Source organism: Chelativorans multitrophicus (genome assembly GCF_011317445.1).
In the GTDB taxonomy this organism is placed as follows: domain Bacteria; phylum Pseudomonadota; class Alphaproteobacteria; order Rhizobiales; family Rhizobiaceae; genus Chelativorans; species Chelativorans multitrophicus.
Window position 1 is genome coordinate 1,205,702 of sequence record NZ_JAAAPL010000001.1, and the last position, 14,866, is coordinate 1,220,567.

General features: G+C 60.8%; 11 protein-coding genes. 7 read left to right on the forward strand and 4 right to left on the reverse strand.

From position 1 onward, the window contains the following. Nucleotides 1–15 precede the first annotated feature (15 nt). The 3 genes from GNP00_RS05870 to GNP00_RS05880 are packed head-to-tail and all read left to right on the forward strand — an operon-like array spanning nt 16 to nt 4,476. Nucleotides 16–2,133, forward strand: a complete 2,118-nt coding sequence (locus GNP00_RS05870) for a TonB-dependent siderophore receptor (protein ID WP_011579685.1) — start codon at nt 16–18, stop codon at nt 2,131–2,133. Nucleotides 2,134–2,137: 4 nt separating this feature from the next. After that, nucleotides 2,138–3,394 (forward strand): MFS transporter, encoded by a 1,257-nt coding sequence (locus GNP00_RS05875; protein WP_011579684.1) that lies wholly within the window; start codon nt 2,138–2,140, stop codon nt 3,392–3,394. After that, nucleotides 3,391–4,476 (forward strand): siderophore-interacting protein, encoded by a 1,086-nt coding sequence (locus GNP00_RS05880; protein WP_166015771.1) that lies wholly within the window; start codon nt 3,391–3,393, stop codon nt 4,474–4,476. Before GNP00_RS05875 ends, GNP00_RS05880 begins: the two co-directional genes overlap by 4 nt. A 134-nt stretch (nt 4,477–4,610) precedes the next feature. Here the strand turns inward: GNP00_RS05880 and GNP00_RS05885 are convergent, their stop codons facing one another. Together GNP00_RS05885 and GNP00_RS05890 are read right to left on the reverse strand one after the other, a co-directional pair. After that, nucleotides 4,611–6,062 carry an NCS1 family nucleobase:cation symporter-1 gene (locus GNP00_RS05885; protein ID WP_011579682.1) on the reverse strand — a complete coding sequence of 484 codons (1,452 nt, stop codon included), beginning with the start codon at nt 6,060–6,062 and terminating at the stop codon, nt 4,611–4,613. Nucleotides 6,063–6,274: 212 nt separating this feature from the next. Then, the gene (locus GNP00_RS05890; protein WP_011579681.1) at nt 6,275–6,961 is read right to left on the reverse strand and encodes a GntR family transcriptional regulator; all 687 of its coding nucleotides are present in this window, start codon (nt 6,959–6,961) and stop codon (nt 6,275–6,277) included. A gap of 214 nt (nt 6,962–7,175) precedes the next feature. Between GNP00_RS05890 and GNP00_RS05895 the strand changes: the two genes are divergently transcribed. Beyond that, on the forward strand, nt 7,176–8,531 hold the full coding sequence (locus GNP00_RS05895; protein WP_011579680.1) for an NCS1 family transporter: 1,356 nt from the start codon (nt 7,176–7,178) through the stop codon (nt 8,529–8,531). A 71-nt stretch (nt 8,532–8,602) separates the two neighbouring features. Further along, a complete protein-coding gene (locus GNP00_RS05900; protein WP_011579679.1) occupies nt 8,603–9,319 on the forward strand; it encodes an aspartate/glutamate racemase family protein in 717 nt (238 codons plus the stop codon). Nucleotides 9,320–9,359: 40 nt separating this feature from the next. Here the strand turns inward: GNP00_RS05900 and GNP00_RS05905 are convergent, their stop codons facing one another. Together GNP00_RS05905 and GNP00_RS05910 are read right to left on the reverse strand one after the other, a co-directional pair. Further along, nucleotides 9,360–9,743 (reverse strand): SPW repeat domain-containing protein, encoded by a 384-nt coding sequence (locus GNP00_RS05905; protein WP_011579678.1) that lies wholly within the window; start codon nt 9,741–9,743, stop codon nt 9,360–9,362. 52 nt (nt 9,744–9,795) lie between these two features. Further along, complete coding sequence (locus GNP00_RS05910) at nt 9,796–10,305, reverse strand: ferritin-like domain-containing protein (protein WP_011579677.1); 510 nt, start codon at nt 10,303–10,305, stop codon at nt 9,796–9,798. 176 nt (nt 10,306–10,481) lie between these two features. Between GNP00_RS05910 and GNP00_RS05915 the strand changes: the two genes are divergently transcribed. Together GNP00_RS05915 and metH are read left to right on the forward strand one after the other, a co-directional pair. After that, entirely contained in the window at nt 10,482–10,811 is a 330-nt protein-coding gene (locus GNP00_RS05915; protein WP_041544425.1) for a hypothetical protein, read from the forward strand. Nucleotides 10,812–11,061: 250 nt separating this feature from the next. Further along, entirely contained in the window at nt 11,062–14,856 is a 3,795-nt protein-coding gene (metH, locus tag GNP00_RS05920; RefSeq protein ID WP_166015773.1) for a methionine synthase, read from the forward strand. Nucleotides 14,857–14,866: the final 10 nt, after the last annotated feature.

Below are 14,866 nucleotides of genomic sequence, written 5' to 3' on the forward strand. Positions count from 1 at the left end.
AGCGAGGAGTGTGTTGTGCCGGCCCGTTCGTTCTATTGTTCCGTCAACCTGACTTTATTGGCGGCAAGTGCATTTTCCTGGTCTGGATCGCAGGCGCTCGCGCAGGAAGCACCGACACTTCTTGAGCGTCTGGAAATCGAGGCCGAAAGCGACGATATCCTCATCCAGGACGGCTATGTCGCCAAGCAGGACCGGATCGGCACCAAGGTCGACACACCGATTGCCGAAATCCCTCAGGCGATCTCCGTGGTGACGCAGGACCAAATCGAGGACCAGAAGCCACGGACGCTCAACGAGACTCTTGCCTACACGGCGAGCGCCAATCCAAATATTTTCGGCTTTGACAGCCGATACGACGCTTTCTATCTGCGCGGCTTCCCAGCCTACTACAACGGCCTGTTTCGAGATGGCCTGCGCCAGTATAACGGCCCGTCCGCCTGGTTTAAGACGGAGCCTTACGGCATTGAAGGACTAACGGTTCTCAAGGGGCCAGCGTCCTCGCTTTACGGGATCAGCGGCCCGGGCGGCATCGTCAACCTGGTCACCAAGCGGCCGAAAGACGAACGGTTTCGCGAGGTCGAATTTTTGTTCGGCGGCAACAGCAGGTATCAGACGGCCTTCGATTTTTCGGGACCGGCCAATGAGGACGGCTCTGTCCTTTACCGCCTCACCGGACTTGGCCGATTGTCGGAGACCGCGCTGCCGGGTTATCCCGACGATAAGCTCTATCTCGCGCCTGCCATCACCTGGAAGCCGGACGAGGGCACCCGCCTCACCGTTCTGGGCGAGGTCTCCCGCGCCGTCGCCGGCGGCACTGCCTTCTTCTACAATCCCTCCTATGGTCAGGTGTCGAACATCTATGAGGGCGATCCGGGCTGGAACGATTTCACCGGTGTGCAGGGCCGCATCGGCTACGAGTTCGAGCACCACTTCAACGATGTGCTCACGCTACGGCAGAACCTGCGTTTCAACGCCGTCGACGCCGATCTGGAGTATAGCGGCCACTACCCCGCCGACCCGGCCAATCCCGACATCCTCGCCCGCTATTGGGGGCACTACAAGGAGGACATGAGGAACTTCGTCGTGGACAATATGGCACAGTTCACGTTCGACACGGGGCCGGTCAGCCACGTGGCGGTCGCCGGGCTCGACTATGGATGGTCCGACTACGAGGCATTTAACGGAGTTTCCTATACCTCTGTCGAAGATATCGCGGCGATGCCGCTTTCCTTCTCCGGCAGCCAGACCATGCATAATGTCGGCATCTACCTGCACGACCAGATGCAGTGGAACGCCCTGACCCTGTTCGCCAGCGGTCGCTACGACTGGGTAGACAGCCACAGCACTGACTACTTGCTGACCGAATCCGATCAGCGAGACGAGGCGTTTTCAGGCCGTCTCGGCGTGTCTTACCGGACCGATTGGGGCATCATTCCCTATGCGAACTATTCGACGTCATTCTCGCCGAATCTCGGCTTCGTCTACGACTACGGGACGGATCAGAGGCGGGTGGCGCGGCCGACGGAGGGCAGGCAGATCGAGGTGGGCGTCAAATACGAGGTGCCCGACCGGGACATGACGCTGGGCCTTGCCTATTTCGACATCGACCAGACGGACGGGGTCGTCTACGACGGCACCTTTGACGCTGCCGGCAACCAGATCCAGCGTCAGCTCGACCTGAACGCACGCGGCCTGGAGCTTGAGGCCGCCGCTTCCTTCGATAACGGCCTCGGGCTCATCGCTTCCTACACCTATATGCGCATGAAAATCGAGCGGGGCGTGGAAGGAACGGAGGGTAACGAACTCTCCGCCACGCCCAACCACATTTTGTCGCTGTGGGGCCGCTACACGTTCCAGGGCGGCGCGCTTGCAGGTCTGGGGCTCGGTGCAGGTGTACGGTATGTCGGTGAGAGCTATGGCGACGATCTGAATTCATTCAAGAACGACGACCGTGTCTTTGTCGATGCTTCCCTGTCTTACGATTTCGGCGCCAGCAATCCTAGGCTCGAAGGCCTGATGCTGCAGGTCAACGCCAAGAACCTGTTCGACGAGCGAAAGCCGATCTGTACAGCCGGCAACTGCTACTGGGATGAAGGCCGCTCGGTCTTCGGCAGCCTGCGCTACCGGTTCTGAGTGAATGATCCGAAGCGCTGCCGTCTCGCAGTCCGCAACCGCCGTCGTGCTGGCGGTGGGAGGGCTATATGTTGCTCAGAGCGTTATAGGCGGCCTCACCTGGGCCGGTCTGCCCGCGGTCCTGCGCGACCGGGGATTGGGCCTCGACAGCGTAGGCTTGCTATCGCTGATCGCGCTGCCCTGGGCGCTGAAGTTTCTCTGGGCGCCAATGGTGGAACGTTTCAGGCTTCCTCCGGTCGGCCGCAACCGTTCCGGCGTGATCGTGATATTTGGCGGAGGCCTCTCCATTGTCGGGCTCGGTGTCGTCGGGCTGCTTGGCGTTGCGTCGCTCGGCCCGGTGCTCGCCTGCCTGACAATCATTGCGCTTGCCGCCGCCACTGTCGACATCGCATGTGACGGCTATGCCGTGGAAAGTTTGCCGCGCGAGCAGCATGGCTGGGCCAACGCAGCCCAGGTAGGCGGGGCCTATCTGGGCTCGGCCATTGGCGGCGGGCTGTTTCTCGTCCTCGTTGCCAGCTATGGCTGGTCTCTCGGCGTCTGGGCAATAGCCGCCCTTCTAGCGATACTCGGCGTGCCCTTTTTCCTGCGCTGGCGCACTGAAGCCACCGTCGAGCGGCGTTCCCACATACCCTCGCTGGCGTCTGCTTTGCGCCGCCCTGAGATCCGCCGTGGCCTGCTGGCAGCCGCGCTCTACGTGCTGGCCCAAAAGACGGCCATGATGATGGTAGGGCCATTCCTCATCGACGCCGGGCTGGACCTTGCAACGGTGGGCCTCGTGAACAGCGCCGGCAGCATGTTCGTCGGGCTTGCGGCAGCGCTGGTCGGAGGGGCATTGGTCAGGGCGTTTGGCGCACGCACGGTGCTGGTGATCGCTCTGGGGCTGCAGGCGGCGGCACTCTTCTTCTTTGCCGCGCGAGACCTTTACCCCGCGATCCCGACCTCTGCGCTCGCTGCCGTCGCAGTTGCCAGTTCCTCCGGGATCATGGCGCTCGGCTTTGTCGCTTTATACGCTCAGTTCATGCACTGGTCCGACCCGCGGCAAGGCGGCATCGATTTCACCCTATTTCAGTCGATGGACGCACTGGTGAGCATGGCCGGTGGCATCGCCGCCGGCTACGCGGCACAGCATCTCGGATACAGCGTCTTCTTTGCTGGCGCGGGGCTGATAGCCATCGCAACCATCCCGGCTATCGCCCTCGTCTCCGGCCAGGGCGCCGTGCGCGACGTAGCCGCGTTCATACCTTCTGGAGAAAGCCCATGAACGCGAGGCTACCGCTGCGCGCCGAAACCGCCATCTCGGTGGCCAGTCCGCTCGAAGTCATGGCAAGGTTGCGCGACCACTTCGTCGAGCATGGCACCGTTTCCGGAACTGACGAGAGATGGACCGTCGCGTTCGATATCGGCGAGGCCGAAGCGCTTGCCTGCGATGGACATGTCCGGTTCCGCGTCGCAGCCGCAGACCCAACCTCCCTCGCCTATCTTCAATGGGGCGTGGCGGAACATGTCTGTGAGTTCGCGCCCGCCGAGGCGCCGGAAATCGTCTGGAAAGGCGGCGTCATACCCGGCGCGCCGCTGCCTTATTTCCGCGAGATGCGCGTTCTGCGCGCCCGGCAGATCACGCCGCGCATGCGCAGGCTCACGCTTGCCGGCCGCGATCTTGACCGCTTCTCCCATGGCGGCATGCATGTCCGCCTGCTGCTTTCGCCGGAGACGGATGTGAAACCGGTCTGGCCTGTGATGGGCAAGGATGGCCGCCAGGCCTGGCCAGAGGGTCCCCGCCCTATCCACCGCGTCTATACGATCAGGCGGATCGACATCGCGGCGGGTGAGATCGATGTCGATTTCGTTCTTCATGAGGGCAACGAAACACCCGGCGCCAATTTTGCCCGCGAGGCAAGGCCAGGCGATGTGGTCGGCATGACCGGTCCCGGCGGCGGCGGGCTGCGCGAGGCTGACTGGTACCTGCTTGCAGGAGACGAAACGGCGCTTCCGGCAATCGGGCGCATGCTGGAGGAGATGCCGGCCGGCAAGAAGGTTGTCGCTCTCGTGGAAATCGCTGATCATGCCGAACGCCAGGAACTCCAAACGAAAGCGGAACTCGATCTGCGCTGGCTTTCACGCGAAGGCAGGCCGGCTGGCACGACCAAATTGCTTGCCGATGCAATCAGGGCACTCGATTTCGCTGCCGATGCGTCGGTGTTCGTATGGGCGGGCTGTGAACATGCCGCGGCCCGGGAGATTCGCGCCCATCTGCATATGGAGCGCGGCCTGCCGCGCCGGAACAGCCTCATCGCGGCCTACTGGCGGCATGGAATGGCCGGAGAAGTCGAAAACTCCGACTAAACCCGTTTGATGCCGCATCTCGATCTCGAGAAACGAGCAAAAGCGGCGAGCCCAGTTATCCGCCCGCCGCCATCGCGAAGCGGTGGCGCACGATCGCCACCGCCGGGAGAATAGCTCGGCTTAACCAGAGCCGATCAGATCGTTCTCGGAGCCGGCATTTTGCTGTGCATCAGGCCGACATGCACAGCACCACCCAGTATCGCGCCGATCACCCAGCCGTAACCCGACAGCTGCGAAAGTGCGGGGATCCATACCGTGGCCACCGAAAAGACGGCCGGAATAGCGAAGGCGATGATAGCCTTCTGGTTCCAGCCACCGGTGTAGAAATAAGGCCCTGAAGGATCGGACGAGAACAAATCGTCTACGGAAATATTCTTGCGACGAACGATGTAGTAGTCGGCGACGAGAATGCCGTAAAGCGGCGCAAGGAATGCTCCAAGCGTGTCGACGAAGGCGGTGATGCCGATAGTGGAGATCACCGGCACCCAGAGCGCGCCGATGAAGAATGCGACGATTGCCGTGATAACGCCGCCCATCTTCGCGGAAATTTTCTCCGGATTGAGATTGGCGATGTCGTAGGCCGGAGGAATGAAGTTGGCAACGAGGTTGATACCGACGGTCGCCGCGAAAAATGTAAGGGCGGCAATGAGCGTAAGCAGCACATTATCGACACGGTCGACGATATCGGCGGGATTGATGAGCCTCTCGCCGAACAACACCACGGTGCCGGCCGTAACGAAGAGCGCGATGAAGGAAAAGAACGCCAGGGAGATCGGCAGGCCCCAGAAATTGCCGATCTTCATCGCCGACTCGGTTTTGACGAAACGCGAGAAGTCTCCGAAATTTATCACGACCGCCGCGAAATAGGCGATCATCGTTCCCACGATAGCGAAAAACGCGGCCACCGAGCCCCGCTGATCGGATGCCTCACCGCCCTCGAAGATCGCGCCGAGCTCGCTGAAGATGCCGTTGCCCGCTTTCCACCAGATGACGAGACAAAGAGCGATCATCACCGCATAGACGGTGGGACCGGCCCAGTTCAGAAACTTTCCGACCCAGTCGATGCCGCGCGCGAAAAGCATGACCTGGAACGCGCAGACGATGAAATAGGAGAGCCAGCCTACGGCCGTCAGGCCCAGGAATTCGGCCCCGCCTCGGATGCCGAGCATGGTATTCAACAGCAGTGCTACTGCGGTCGAGGCGAAATAGGTCTGCACGCCGTACCAGAAAATCGCGACAATGCCGCGGATCAGGGCCGGAAAGCGCGCACCATAGACCCCCATGCTGGCCCTGGCCATGACGGGGTAAGGGACCCCATACTTGACCGATGGTTTGCCGGTGAGGTTGACCAGGAACATCACAAAAAAGCCGGCGACGATGATCGCGGCGAAGACCGCCCAGCCATTGAGCCCGTATGTAATGAAGAGCGAGGCGGCTAACGAATAGCCGAATAGGCTCTGTATATCGTTATTCCATACGTTGAAGATTTCAAAAGCGCCCCATTTGCGCCTCTCCGGCGGCAGCGGGGCCAAGTCCGTATTATAAAGCGCGCCATCCTGGGCGTGCTTGCCGGATGAAATTGCCATCACCCTCTCCCATTGTTGAGCCCTCAGGACACCGCAATGGTACGACAGACACAAAAACCATTGCTGGCGTTTTTATTATTTTTCCCGAGAGGTTACGCCGTATCTACAATATCGAAATGTGCGAAACACACAAAACACCTTTCTGGAAAACGCGAAAATCGCAGTGCATCTTCAAAATCCAAAGGGGCATTGGAGCGCGCGCTGAGGTTAGATCAGGATAATATCTCCCGCAGGTGACGCGGGCCTTCGTCACTTTGCGCGAGGTTCAGCTGGCGCTCGATATGGTCCAGGTGGTGGTCCATGGCAAGCTTGGCCGCCTCCACGTCACCACACGCGATCTTGGAAACGATGTCCTCGTGCTCATCGGGCCCACAATCCTTTTCACCGCGAGGCTGATACATGGCGGTTATGAGTGAAGTACGGGAAACCAGGTCCCGCAACACCTCGAAAAGATAGGGAGAACCCGCAAGTTCGGCGATAAGAAGATGGAAGCCGCCAGAGAGCCGGACTGCAGCAGCTCTGTCGCAACGCTCCGCGGCGGCACGCTCCTCGGCGACATGCGCCTTCAGGCGGTTGATCGCACCGGTGCTTGCGTGAGCGCACAGCCGCTCGACGAGCTTACTTTCAATTGTGGCGCGCGCGAAGAAGATGTCCCGGGCCTCTCTAATCGTCGGCTCGGCAACAAAGGCCCCACGATTGGGAACCAATCTCACTAGGCCGTCACGTTCGAGGGCGGCGAGTGCGGACCGGACCCGCGCCCGGCTCACCGCGAAGATTTCCGCGAGCTGCTCTTCCTTCAGCCGGGTACCGGGGCGGAGATTACGCTCGGCGATCGCATCCCAAAGGCGCTCGTATATTGCCTCTGTCGGGGACGGCGCATTCGATTTCGACTTCAGCATCGACCTCCTCGCGAATGGTGCAAAACGCGCAATACGGGCGTAATGTGAACAAGCCTACCCTGTAAAGCAGGATTGTTGACAATCTGATCCCGTTCTGTCAACAATCTGAGGCGATCGCTGACATGCGCGATCTCTCTGCTGGAGTGCCGATGGCTGGATGGAGGACAGTGCCAGCCCCGGACGAATGTCTCCGGTGGGAATGGGAGGTAATCAAATGGCAAATACCCGGGAATTTGTGGCGCCGCCTCAAATCGGCGCCCACAGCAAGAATATCGGCGAGGAATCGCTCGCTCCGCAGCAGACCCGAATCATGGGGCCCACATCCTACCTGCTCGCATGGATGGGTGGTTGCGTCTCGATCGGCACCTTCACGATGGGCTCCTCGATCGTCGGCACGCTCAACCTGCTGCAGGCCACCATCGCCATCGCTATCGGCTGCCTCGTTATCGGCGTCGCGCTGACCATCAACGGTGCCGCCGGCTATAAATACGGCATCCCCTTCATGGTGCAGGCGCGCAGCGCCTTCGGTTTCACCGGCACGGGATTTCCCGGCATCGTTCGCGCCGTGCCGGCCATCGTATGGTACGGCTTCCAGAGCTGGATCGGTGCGGGCGCGCTGAATGCAGTTACCGCGACCATGTTCGGCTTCGACAATCTCGTCGCCTGGTTCATCATCTTCCAGCTATTGCAAATCGGCCTTTCGGTGCTCGGTTTCCAAGGCATCAAATGGCTGGAGAATATCGGCGCGGTCTTCATCCTCTTTTCGCTGTTTTACATGTTCTTCAGCGTGATCAACCGCTACGGCGCCGAAATCACCGCCAACCTCGTCAATATCGAGGGAACCTGGGGCCTGCCCTTCTGGGGCGCAACGATGCTCTTTCTGGGCATCTACTCGACGATGATCCTGAACGTCAGCGATTACGCGCGCGAGCACACGCACGGCTCCTCGCCGAGCCTGCTCGTCACCATCTATTCGATGTCGATCCTGCCGGTGACACTGTTCATGGGGCTGATCGGGCTGATGGTCTCCGGCGCCACCGGCGTCACGGACCCGATCCAGGTCTTCGCCAACGCGGTCGACAACAAACCACTTTTGATCGTGACGCTGCTCTTCATCGCCTTCGCGCAGGTCACCACCAATGTTCTCAACAATGTCATCCCGCCAACCTATGTGCTGATGGACATCTTCAAACTGCCCTTCAAGCTCTCGACCGTTATCGTCGGCTTTCTGGCCTTCGCCACCTTTCCGTGGGAGCTGGTCAAGGACGAAAGCGCGGCCGGCCTGCAGATCTTCGTGCAGACTTACTCCGCCTTCCTCGGCCCGATCTTCGCGGTCATGGTGGTCGATTATTACCTGCTGCGCAAACGCACGCTGGATGTCGGGAAATTGTACGATGAGACCGGTCCCTATAGCGGCGTCAACTGGGCGGCGATCATCGCCTCGCTGATCGGCGCAGTCGTCGCGCTGACCTTCTCCGCTGTCTCGTGGTACGCGAGCCTCATCCCCGCCGGCGTGATCTACTGGCTGCTGATGCAGTACTGGGGGCCTGCGCAGCGCTTCCGCGCCTGACCCGAACCGGCGCTCCGGCGGGGCATGCCTGCCGGGCGCCATTATGTGAACGACTATCGGAGACCCCACCCATGCGCATCAGGGTGATCAATCCCAACACCACCGCCAGCATGACGGCGAAGATCGGCGCGGCCGCCCGCGCCGTCGCCGGGCCGGGCACGGAAATCGACGCGGTGAACCCGGAATATGGCCCGGTCTCGATCGAGGGACATTATGACGAGGCAATCGCCGCCGCTGCGATGCTTGAGGAGGTGCGCAAGGGTGAGGCGGAGGGCGTTGACGGTTACGTCATCGCCTGCTTCGGCGATCCCGGCCTGCTCGCCGCGCGCGAGGTGGCTTCCGGGCCGGTCCTCGGCATCGCCGAGGCGGCAATGCATGCGGCGAGCTTCCTTTCCACCGGGTTCTCGGTGGTGACAACGCTTGGGCGAACGAAGATAATTGCCCATCATCTGGCGCAGGCCTACGGGATGGCACAGTTCTGCCGCAATATCCGCGCCTGCGAGCTCGAGGTTCTGGCGCTGGAGGACGAGCGTTCCGACGCGCGCCGCATCATCACGCAGGAGTGCAAACGCGCCATCGATGAGGACGAGGCCGGCGCCATCGTGCTCGGCTGCGCCGGCATGACCGATCTTGCCAAGGCTATTGAGCGCGAACTTCAGGTTCCGGTGATCGACGGCGTCACCGTAGCCGTGAAATTCGTCGAGGCGCTTGTCGGTTGCGGCCTCGGCACAAGCAAACGCGGAGACCTGGCTTATCCGATCCCGAAAGCCTACACCGGAAGGCGATAGCGCTCGTCCTGACGGGGCCCGATCCGTGATGCCCGGCTTACTAGCGTTCCGTACCCCGCAGTACTCCTGCGGGTCTTGGTCGCGGCGTGCGAACGGTGAGGATCGGTATGATGATACTTGCCGCCCCCACCAGGACGTGCGGCCAGAAGACCTTATCAGCAAAGCCAAAGAGCCAGGGTGAGGCGAGCAGAAACGCGCCGCCGACCATATCGATCGCCAGGTGAACGCGTACCGGGATCAACCGCACCGCCCCAACCTCATAGTCGGTCAAAAGGCTGTAAAGAATAACGGTGATGCCCAGGAGCAGCGGAACCCACTGCTCCGGCCCACCCGTGGCAAACCCAAAGAGGAAGGGCGCCAGGATAAGCAGAATGCCCGTCAAATAATCGATAATGCCGTGCGCGTAGGTCGGGACAATCTGCATTCAAATGCTCCGATTCGCCCGCGCCACAATTGCCATGCATGCCTTGCGTGTCTCAGTGCTTGGCGGTGGCGGATCCTTCTGCCGTCAAATCGAGGAACTTGTCGGTGAGCTGCTCCAGCCGGTCTTCCAGCCACTTGGCCATTGCCAGCTCTTCCTGAAGTATCTCCTCGCAGACGCGCGCCGTTTCAGGGTCCCCTAGCCGGCGGGCGGCGGCGGCGAGCATCTTGTAGCTGGCGATCTCCATGTGCTCGAAGGTGTAGCTCGCCAGAATGCCCTTCATCACCTCATCACCGGTGAAGATACCGCTGAGCGCCTGGCCGAGGCCCATCAGTTTAGTACCCGTATCCTTCAAGGTGGAGGCATCGCTTCCATGACGCTGCAAGCACTCCCGCACCCGCTCAGACTGCCGCCGGGTTTCGGTGATATGCTGTTCGATGCGCGCCTTTAACTCCGGATAGTTTTCGATGCGCCGCGAAAGGTTGCTGAGCATCGTTATGGCTTGTTCTTCGGCTGCGTGTGCGTCCCGCAGCCAGGACAGCAGGTGATCTTTCGGATGTGTCACGTCGAAGCTCCTCGCTAAACGGCAATCCAACTTGCCGGCCATCGGAATGTTCCGGAGGCCTCGACGATCCGGAACTTCCGAAGGAACGGGATCGTTTTGACCTGACTGAGCCGAAAGGCGGCATCATTTTGACGCCGCGCCGGACAAGCAGTGGCCAAGCGTCAGGAGACCGTCAGATGAAGCAGCACAGCGTGCCATCAAATGCGTCGCGGCGGCTCGATTTGCATATCGCTCCGGACGAAAAGACGGCGGCCGCCGGATATGGACAACTCCTGGCTCTGCTGGAGGATCTTGGAAGGCGATTGGACGAAGGCACGGTGACGAGGGACGCTCTACGACAATGGGAGCAGCAAGTCGTTGGGAACCTGCATGACCGGGAAATCGATCAGCTCATGCGTGTTTCAGACGAAGGCGCGTTCGACGCGGCAACTCTGCCGGAGCAGAGGTGGAGGAATCTGCGATCCATTCTCCTCGCACGAAAGGGATTGAGCCCAAGGATTTGCTGAGCGCGACATCCCTCGAAGCCTTTCGACAATAATCCGCCGTCCAGATACTCCTTTCTGGAGGAGTTTGAGCAGCAGCGCGCGACGAAAGGGCCCGGTAGCAAGACAACCATCGCCATGCCATAAGGTCCGCCGAAGCGCCTCCTCGGCCACCCCGGAATACGAAAGGTTGTTCAGCAGTCGCGCTGCGCCACATATTGACATAAAGATATCTTTATGTGAGCAATGAGTGACATTCAGAGGTATCGATTTAATGTCGCAGACGAATACTCCACTTGCTGAACTTTTTGGCGACATCGCTGCCAAGCCGGACGGATCGGAAATCAGTGCCGCGCTTAAGGCGGCTGCGCGCGAGCGGATTCTCGTGCTCGACGGCGCCATGGGCACCCAGATCCAGGGGCTTGGCTTTGACGAGTCACACTTTCGCGGCGACCGTTTCGGCGGCTGTGCCTGCCATCAGCAGGGCAACAACGACCTCCTGATCCTGACGCAACCGAAGGCGATCGAAGAAATTCATTATCAATACGCGATCGCCGGCGCGGATATCATCGAGACGAACACCTTCTCCTCCACGCGCATCGCGCAGGCGGATTACGGCATGGAGGAGATGGTGTACGAGCTGAACCGTGACGGCGCGCGATTGGCGCGGCGCGCCGTAAAGCGGGCTGAGCAGGAGGATGGCAAGCGCCGCTTCGTGGCGGGCGCGCTCGGGCCGACCAACCGTACCGCCTCGATCTCACCGGACGTGAACAATCCCGGCTACCGCGCGATCACCTTCGACGATCTCAGGATCGCCTATGGCGAGCAGATCCGGGGACTGATCGACGGCGGCGTCGACATCATTCTCATCGAAACCATCTTCGACACGCTGAACGCCAAGGCTGCTGTCTTCGCGGCGGAGGAAGTCTTCATAGAAAAAGGCGTTCGGCTGCCGGTGATGATCTCCGGCACAATTACCGACCTATCCGGCCGTACGCTTTCGGGCCAGACGCCGACGGCCTTCTGGCATTCGGTGCGCCACGCCAATCCCTTCACCATCGGGCTCAATTGCGCGCTGGGCGCTGCCGCGATGCGTCCGCATCTTGCGGAACTTTCAAGCGCCGCCGACACATTCACCTGCGCCTATCCCAATGCCGGCCTGCCGAATGAATTCGGGCAATATGACGAGAGTCCCGAGGCAATGGCGGCGCAGATCGAAGAGTTTGCGCGCGAAGGGCTTGTCAATATCGTCGGCGGCTGCTGCGGCTCGACGCCCGAGCACATTCGCGCCATCGCGGAGGCTGCCGCGAAACACAAGCCGCGGGAATTGCCGAAGCCTCCGCGGCTGATGCGGCTTTCCGGTCTAGAGCCGTTCACGCTGTCCAAGGATATTCCGTTCGTGAATATCGGTGAACGGACGAATGTCACCGGCTCTGCCAGGTTCCGCAAGCTGATCACCGCGGGCGACTTTGCCGCCGCCCTTGACGTTGCGCGCGATCAGGTGGCGAACGGCGCACAGGTCATCGACGTCAATATGGACGAGGGCCTGATCGATTCGAAGAAGGCGATGGTCGAATATCTGAACCTGATCGCCGCCGAACCGGATATCGCCCGAGTGCCCGTGATGATCGATTCCTCCAAATGGGAGGTGATCGAGGCAGGGCTGAAATGCGTCCAGGGAAAGCCGATCGTCAACTCAATCTCGATGAAAGAGGGAGAGGAAGCATTTCTCCATCAGGCCAGGCTCTGCCGGGCCTATGGCGCGGCAGTGGTCGTGATGGCCTTTGACGAAACGGGCCAGGCCGACACGAAGGCGCGCAAGGTGGAGATATGCACCCGTGCCTATAAGATTTTGACGGAAAAGGTCGGTTTCCCGCCGGAAGACATCATCTTCGACCCCAACATTTTCGCGGTGGCGACGGGTATCGAGGAGCACGACAACTACGGCGTGGATTTCATCGAAGCGGCGCGCGAGATCACGAAGACGCTGCCGCATGTGCATGTGTCGGGCGGGGTGTCGAATCTTTCCTTCTCGTTCCGCGGCAACGAGCCGGTGCGCGAGGCGATGCATGCCGTCTTCCTCTACCACGCCATTCACGCCGGCATGGATATGGGCATCGTCAATGCCGGCCAGCTCGCTGTCTATGACACGATCGATCCCGAGCTGCGCGAGGCCTGTGAGGATGTCGTTCTCAACCGCAAACCAGAGGCGGGCGGAACGGCGACGGAGCGGCTGCTGGAGTTAGCCGAGCGTTACAAGGGAACGGGCGGCAAAGAGGCGAAGGAACGTGATCTCGCCTGGCGCGAATGGCCGGTGGAGAAGCGGCTTGAGCATGCGCTCGTCAACGGCATTACCGAGTTTATCGAAGAAGACACCGAGGAAGCCCGCCAAAAGGCCGAAAGGCCGCTTCACGTCATCGAAGGACCGTTGATGGCCGGCATGAATGTGGTGGGCGATCTTTTCGGCGCCGGCAAGATGTTCCTGCCGCAGGTGGTGAAGTCGGCCCGCGTGATGAAGCAGGCGGTGGCTGTGCTCCTGCCCTATATGGAAGCCGAAAAGCTCGCCAATGGCGGCGGCGGGCGGGAAAGCGCCGGCAAGATCCTGATGGCGACGGTGAAAGGCGACGTGCACGATATCGGCAAGAACATTGTCGGCGTGGTGCTCGCCTGCAACAACTATGAGATCATCGATCTCGGCGTGATGGTGCCCGCAACCAAGATCCTGCAGACGGCGCGCGACGAAAAGGTCGACATCATTGGCCTTTCCGGTCTCATCACGCCGTCGCTCGACGAGATGGTGCATGTCGCCTCCGAGATGGAGCGCGAGGGCTTCGACATTCCGCTTCTTATCGGCGGGGCGACGACGAGCCGCGTGCATACGGCGGTCAAGATTCATCCTCGCTACAGCCAAGGCCAGGCCATTTACGTCACAGATGCCAGCCGCGCGGTTGGCACTGTTTCGAACCTCCTGTCGCCTGAAACCAAAGCCGAATATGTGGAGACGCTGCGCGCCGAATACAAAAAGGTGGCCGAGGCGCATGCGCGCTCGGAAGCAGAGAAGCAGCGCCTGCCACTCGCGAAGGCTCGCCAGAACGCCTATCGGATCGACTGGAGCAACTATCAGCCGCCGAAGCCCACATTCCTTGGCACCAAGGTGTTCGAGACGTGGGATCTGGCGGAGCTTTCCCGCTATATCGACTGGACGCCATTTTTCCAGACATGGGAACTCAAGGGGCGCTACCCCAAAATTCTGGAGGACGAGAAACAGGGAGCGGCCGCGCGCCAGCTTTTCGATGACGCGCAGGAGATGCTGAAGAAGATCATCGACGAGAAATGGTTTGCCCCAAGAGCCGCGATCGGCTTCTGGCCGGCCAATTCAGTGGGCGATGACATCCGGCTTTATACCGACGAAAGCCGAAATGAGGAGCTGGCGACGCTCTTCACGTTGCGCCAGCAACTCACCAAGCGTGACGGCAAGGCGAATTTGGCCCTTGCGGATTTCATCGCACCAGAGGGTATCGGCAAGCCGGATTATCTCGGCGGCTTCGTCGTGACCGCGGGGATCGAGGAAGTGGCTATCGCTGAGCGCTTCGAGCGGGCGAATGACGATTACTCCTCCATCCTCGTCAAGGCGCTGGCCGATCGTTTCGCGGAAGCGTTCGCCGAACGTATGCACGAGCGGGTGCGCAAGGAGTTCTGGGGCTATGCGTCGGACGAAGCCTTCACGCCAGAGGAGCTGATCGGCGAACCCTATAAGGGCATACGCCCTGCCCCCGGCTACCCCGCCCAGCCCGATCACACCGAAAAGACGACGCTTTTCGCCTTGCTCGATGCTGAGAAGAACACAGGCGTGACGCTTACGGAAAGCTACGCCATGTGGCCGGGATCGTCCGTCTCGGGCCTCTATCTGGCGCACCCGGAGAGCTATTATTTCGGCGTTGCCAAGGTGGAGCGTGACCAGGTCGAGGACTATGCCCGGCGCAAGGGCATGGAGACGGCCGAGGTGGAGCGCTGGCTCGGCCCCGTCCTCAACTATACCGCCGCGCCTTTTGCGGAAGCTGCGGAATAGTCAATTCCGC

Excerpts from the sequence above, each read along its gene's own strand:
- GNP00_RS05895 (WP_011579680.1), top strand. The coding sequence starts at position 7,176 with ATGGCAAATACCCGGGAATTTGTGGCGCCGCCTCAAATCGGCGCCCAC.
- GNP00_RS05875 (WP_011579684.1), top strand. The coding sequence starts at position 2,138 with ATGATCCGAAGCGCTGCCGTCTCGCAGTCCGCAACCGCCGTCGTGCTG.
- GNP00_RS05885 (WP_011579682.1), bottom strand. The coding sequence starts at position 6,062 with ATGGCAATTTCATCCGGCAAGCACGCCCAGGATGGCGCGCTTTATAAT.
- GNP00_RS05900 (WP_011579679.1), top strand. The coding sequence starts at position 8,603 with ATGCGCATCAGGGTGATCAATCCCAACACCACCGCCAGCATGACGGCG.
- metH (WP_166015773.1), top strand. The coding sequence starts at position 11,062 with ATGTCGCAGACGAATACTCCACTTGCTGAACTTTTTGGCGACATCGCT.
- GNP00_RS05905 (WP_011579678.1), bottom strand. The coding sequence starts at position 9,743 with ATGCAGATTGTCCCGACCTACGCGCACGGCATTATCGATTATTTGACG.
- GNP00_RS05880 (WP_166015771.1), top strand. The coding sequence starts at position 3,391 with ATGAACGCGAGGCTACCGCTGCGCGCCGAAACCGCCATCTCGGTGGCC.
- GNP00_RS05915 (WP_041544425.1), top strand. The coding sequence starts at position 10,482 with ATGAAGCAGCACAGCGTGCCATCAAATGCGTCGCGGCGGCTCGATTTG.
- GNP00_RS05890 (WP_011579681.1), bottom strand. The coding sequence starts at position 6,961 with ATGCTGAAGTCGAAATCGAATGCGCCGTCCCCGACAGAGGCAATATAC.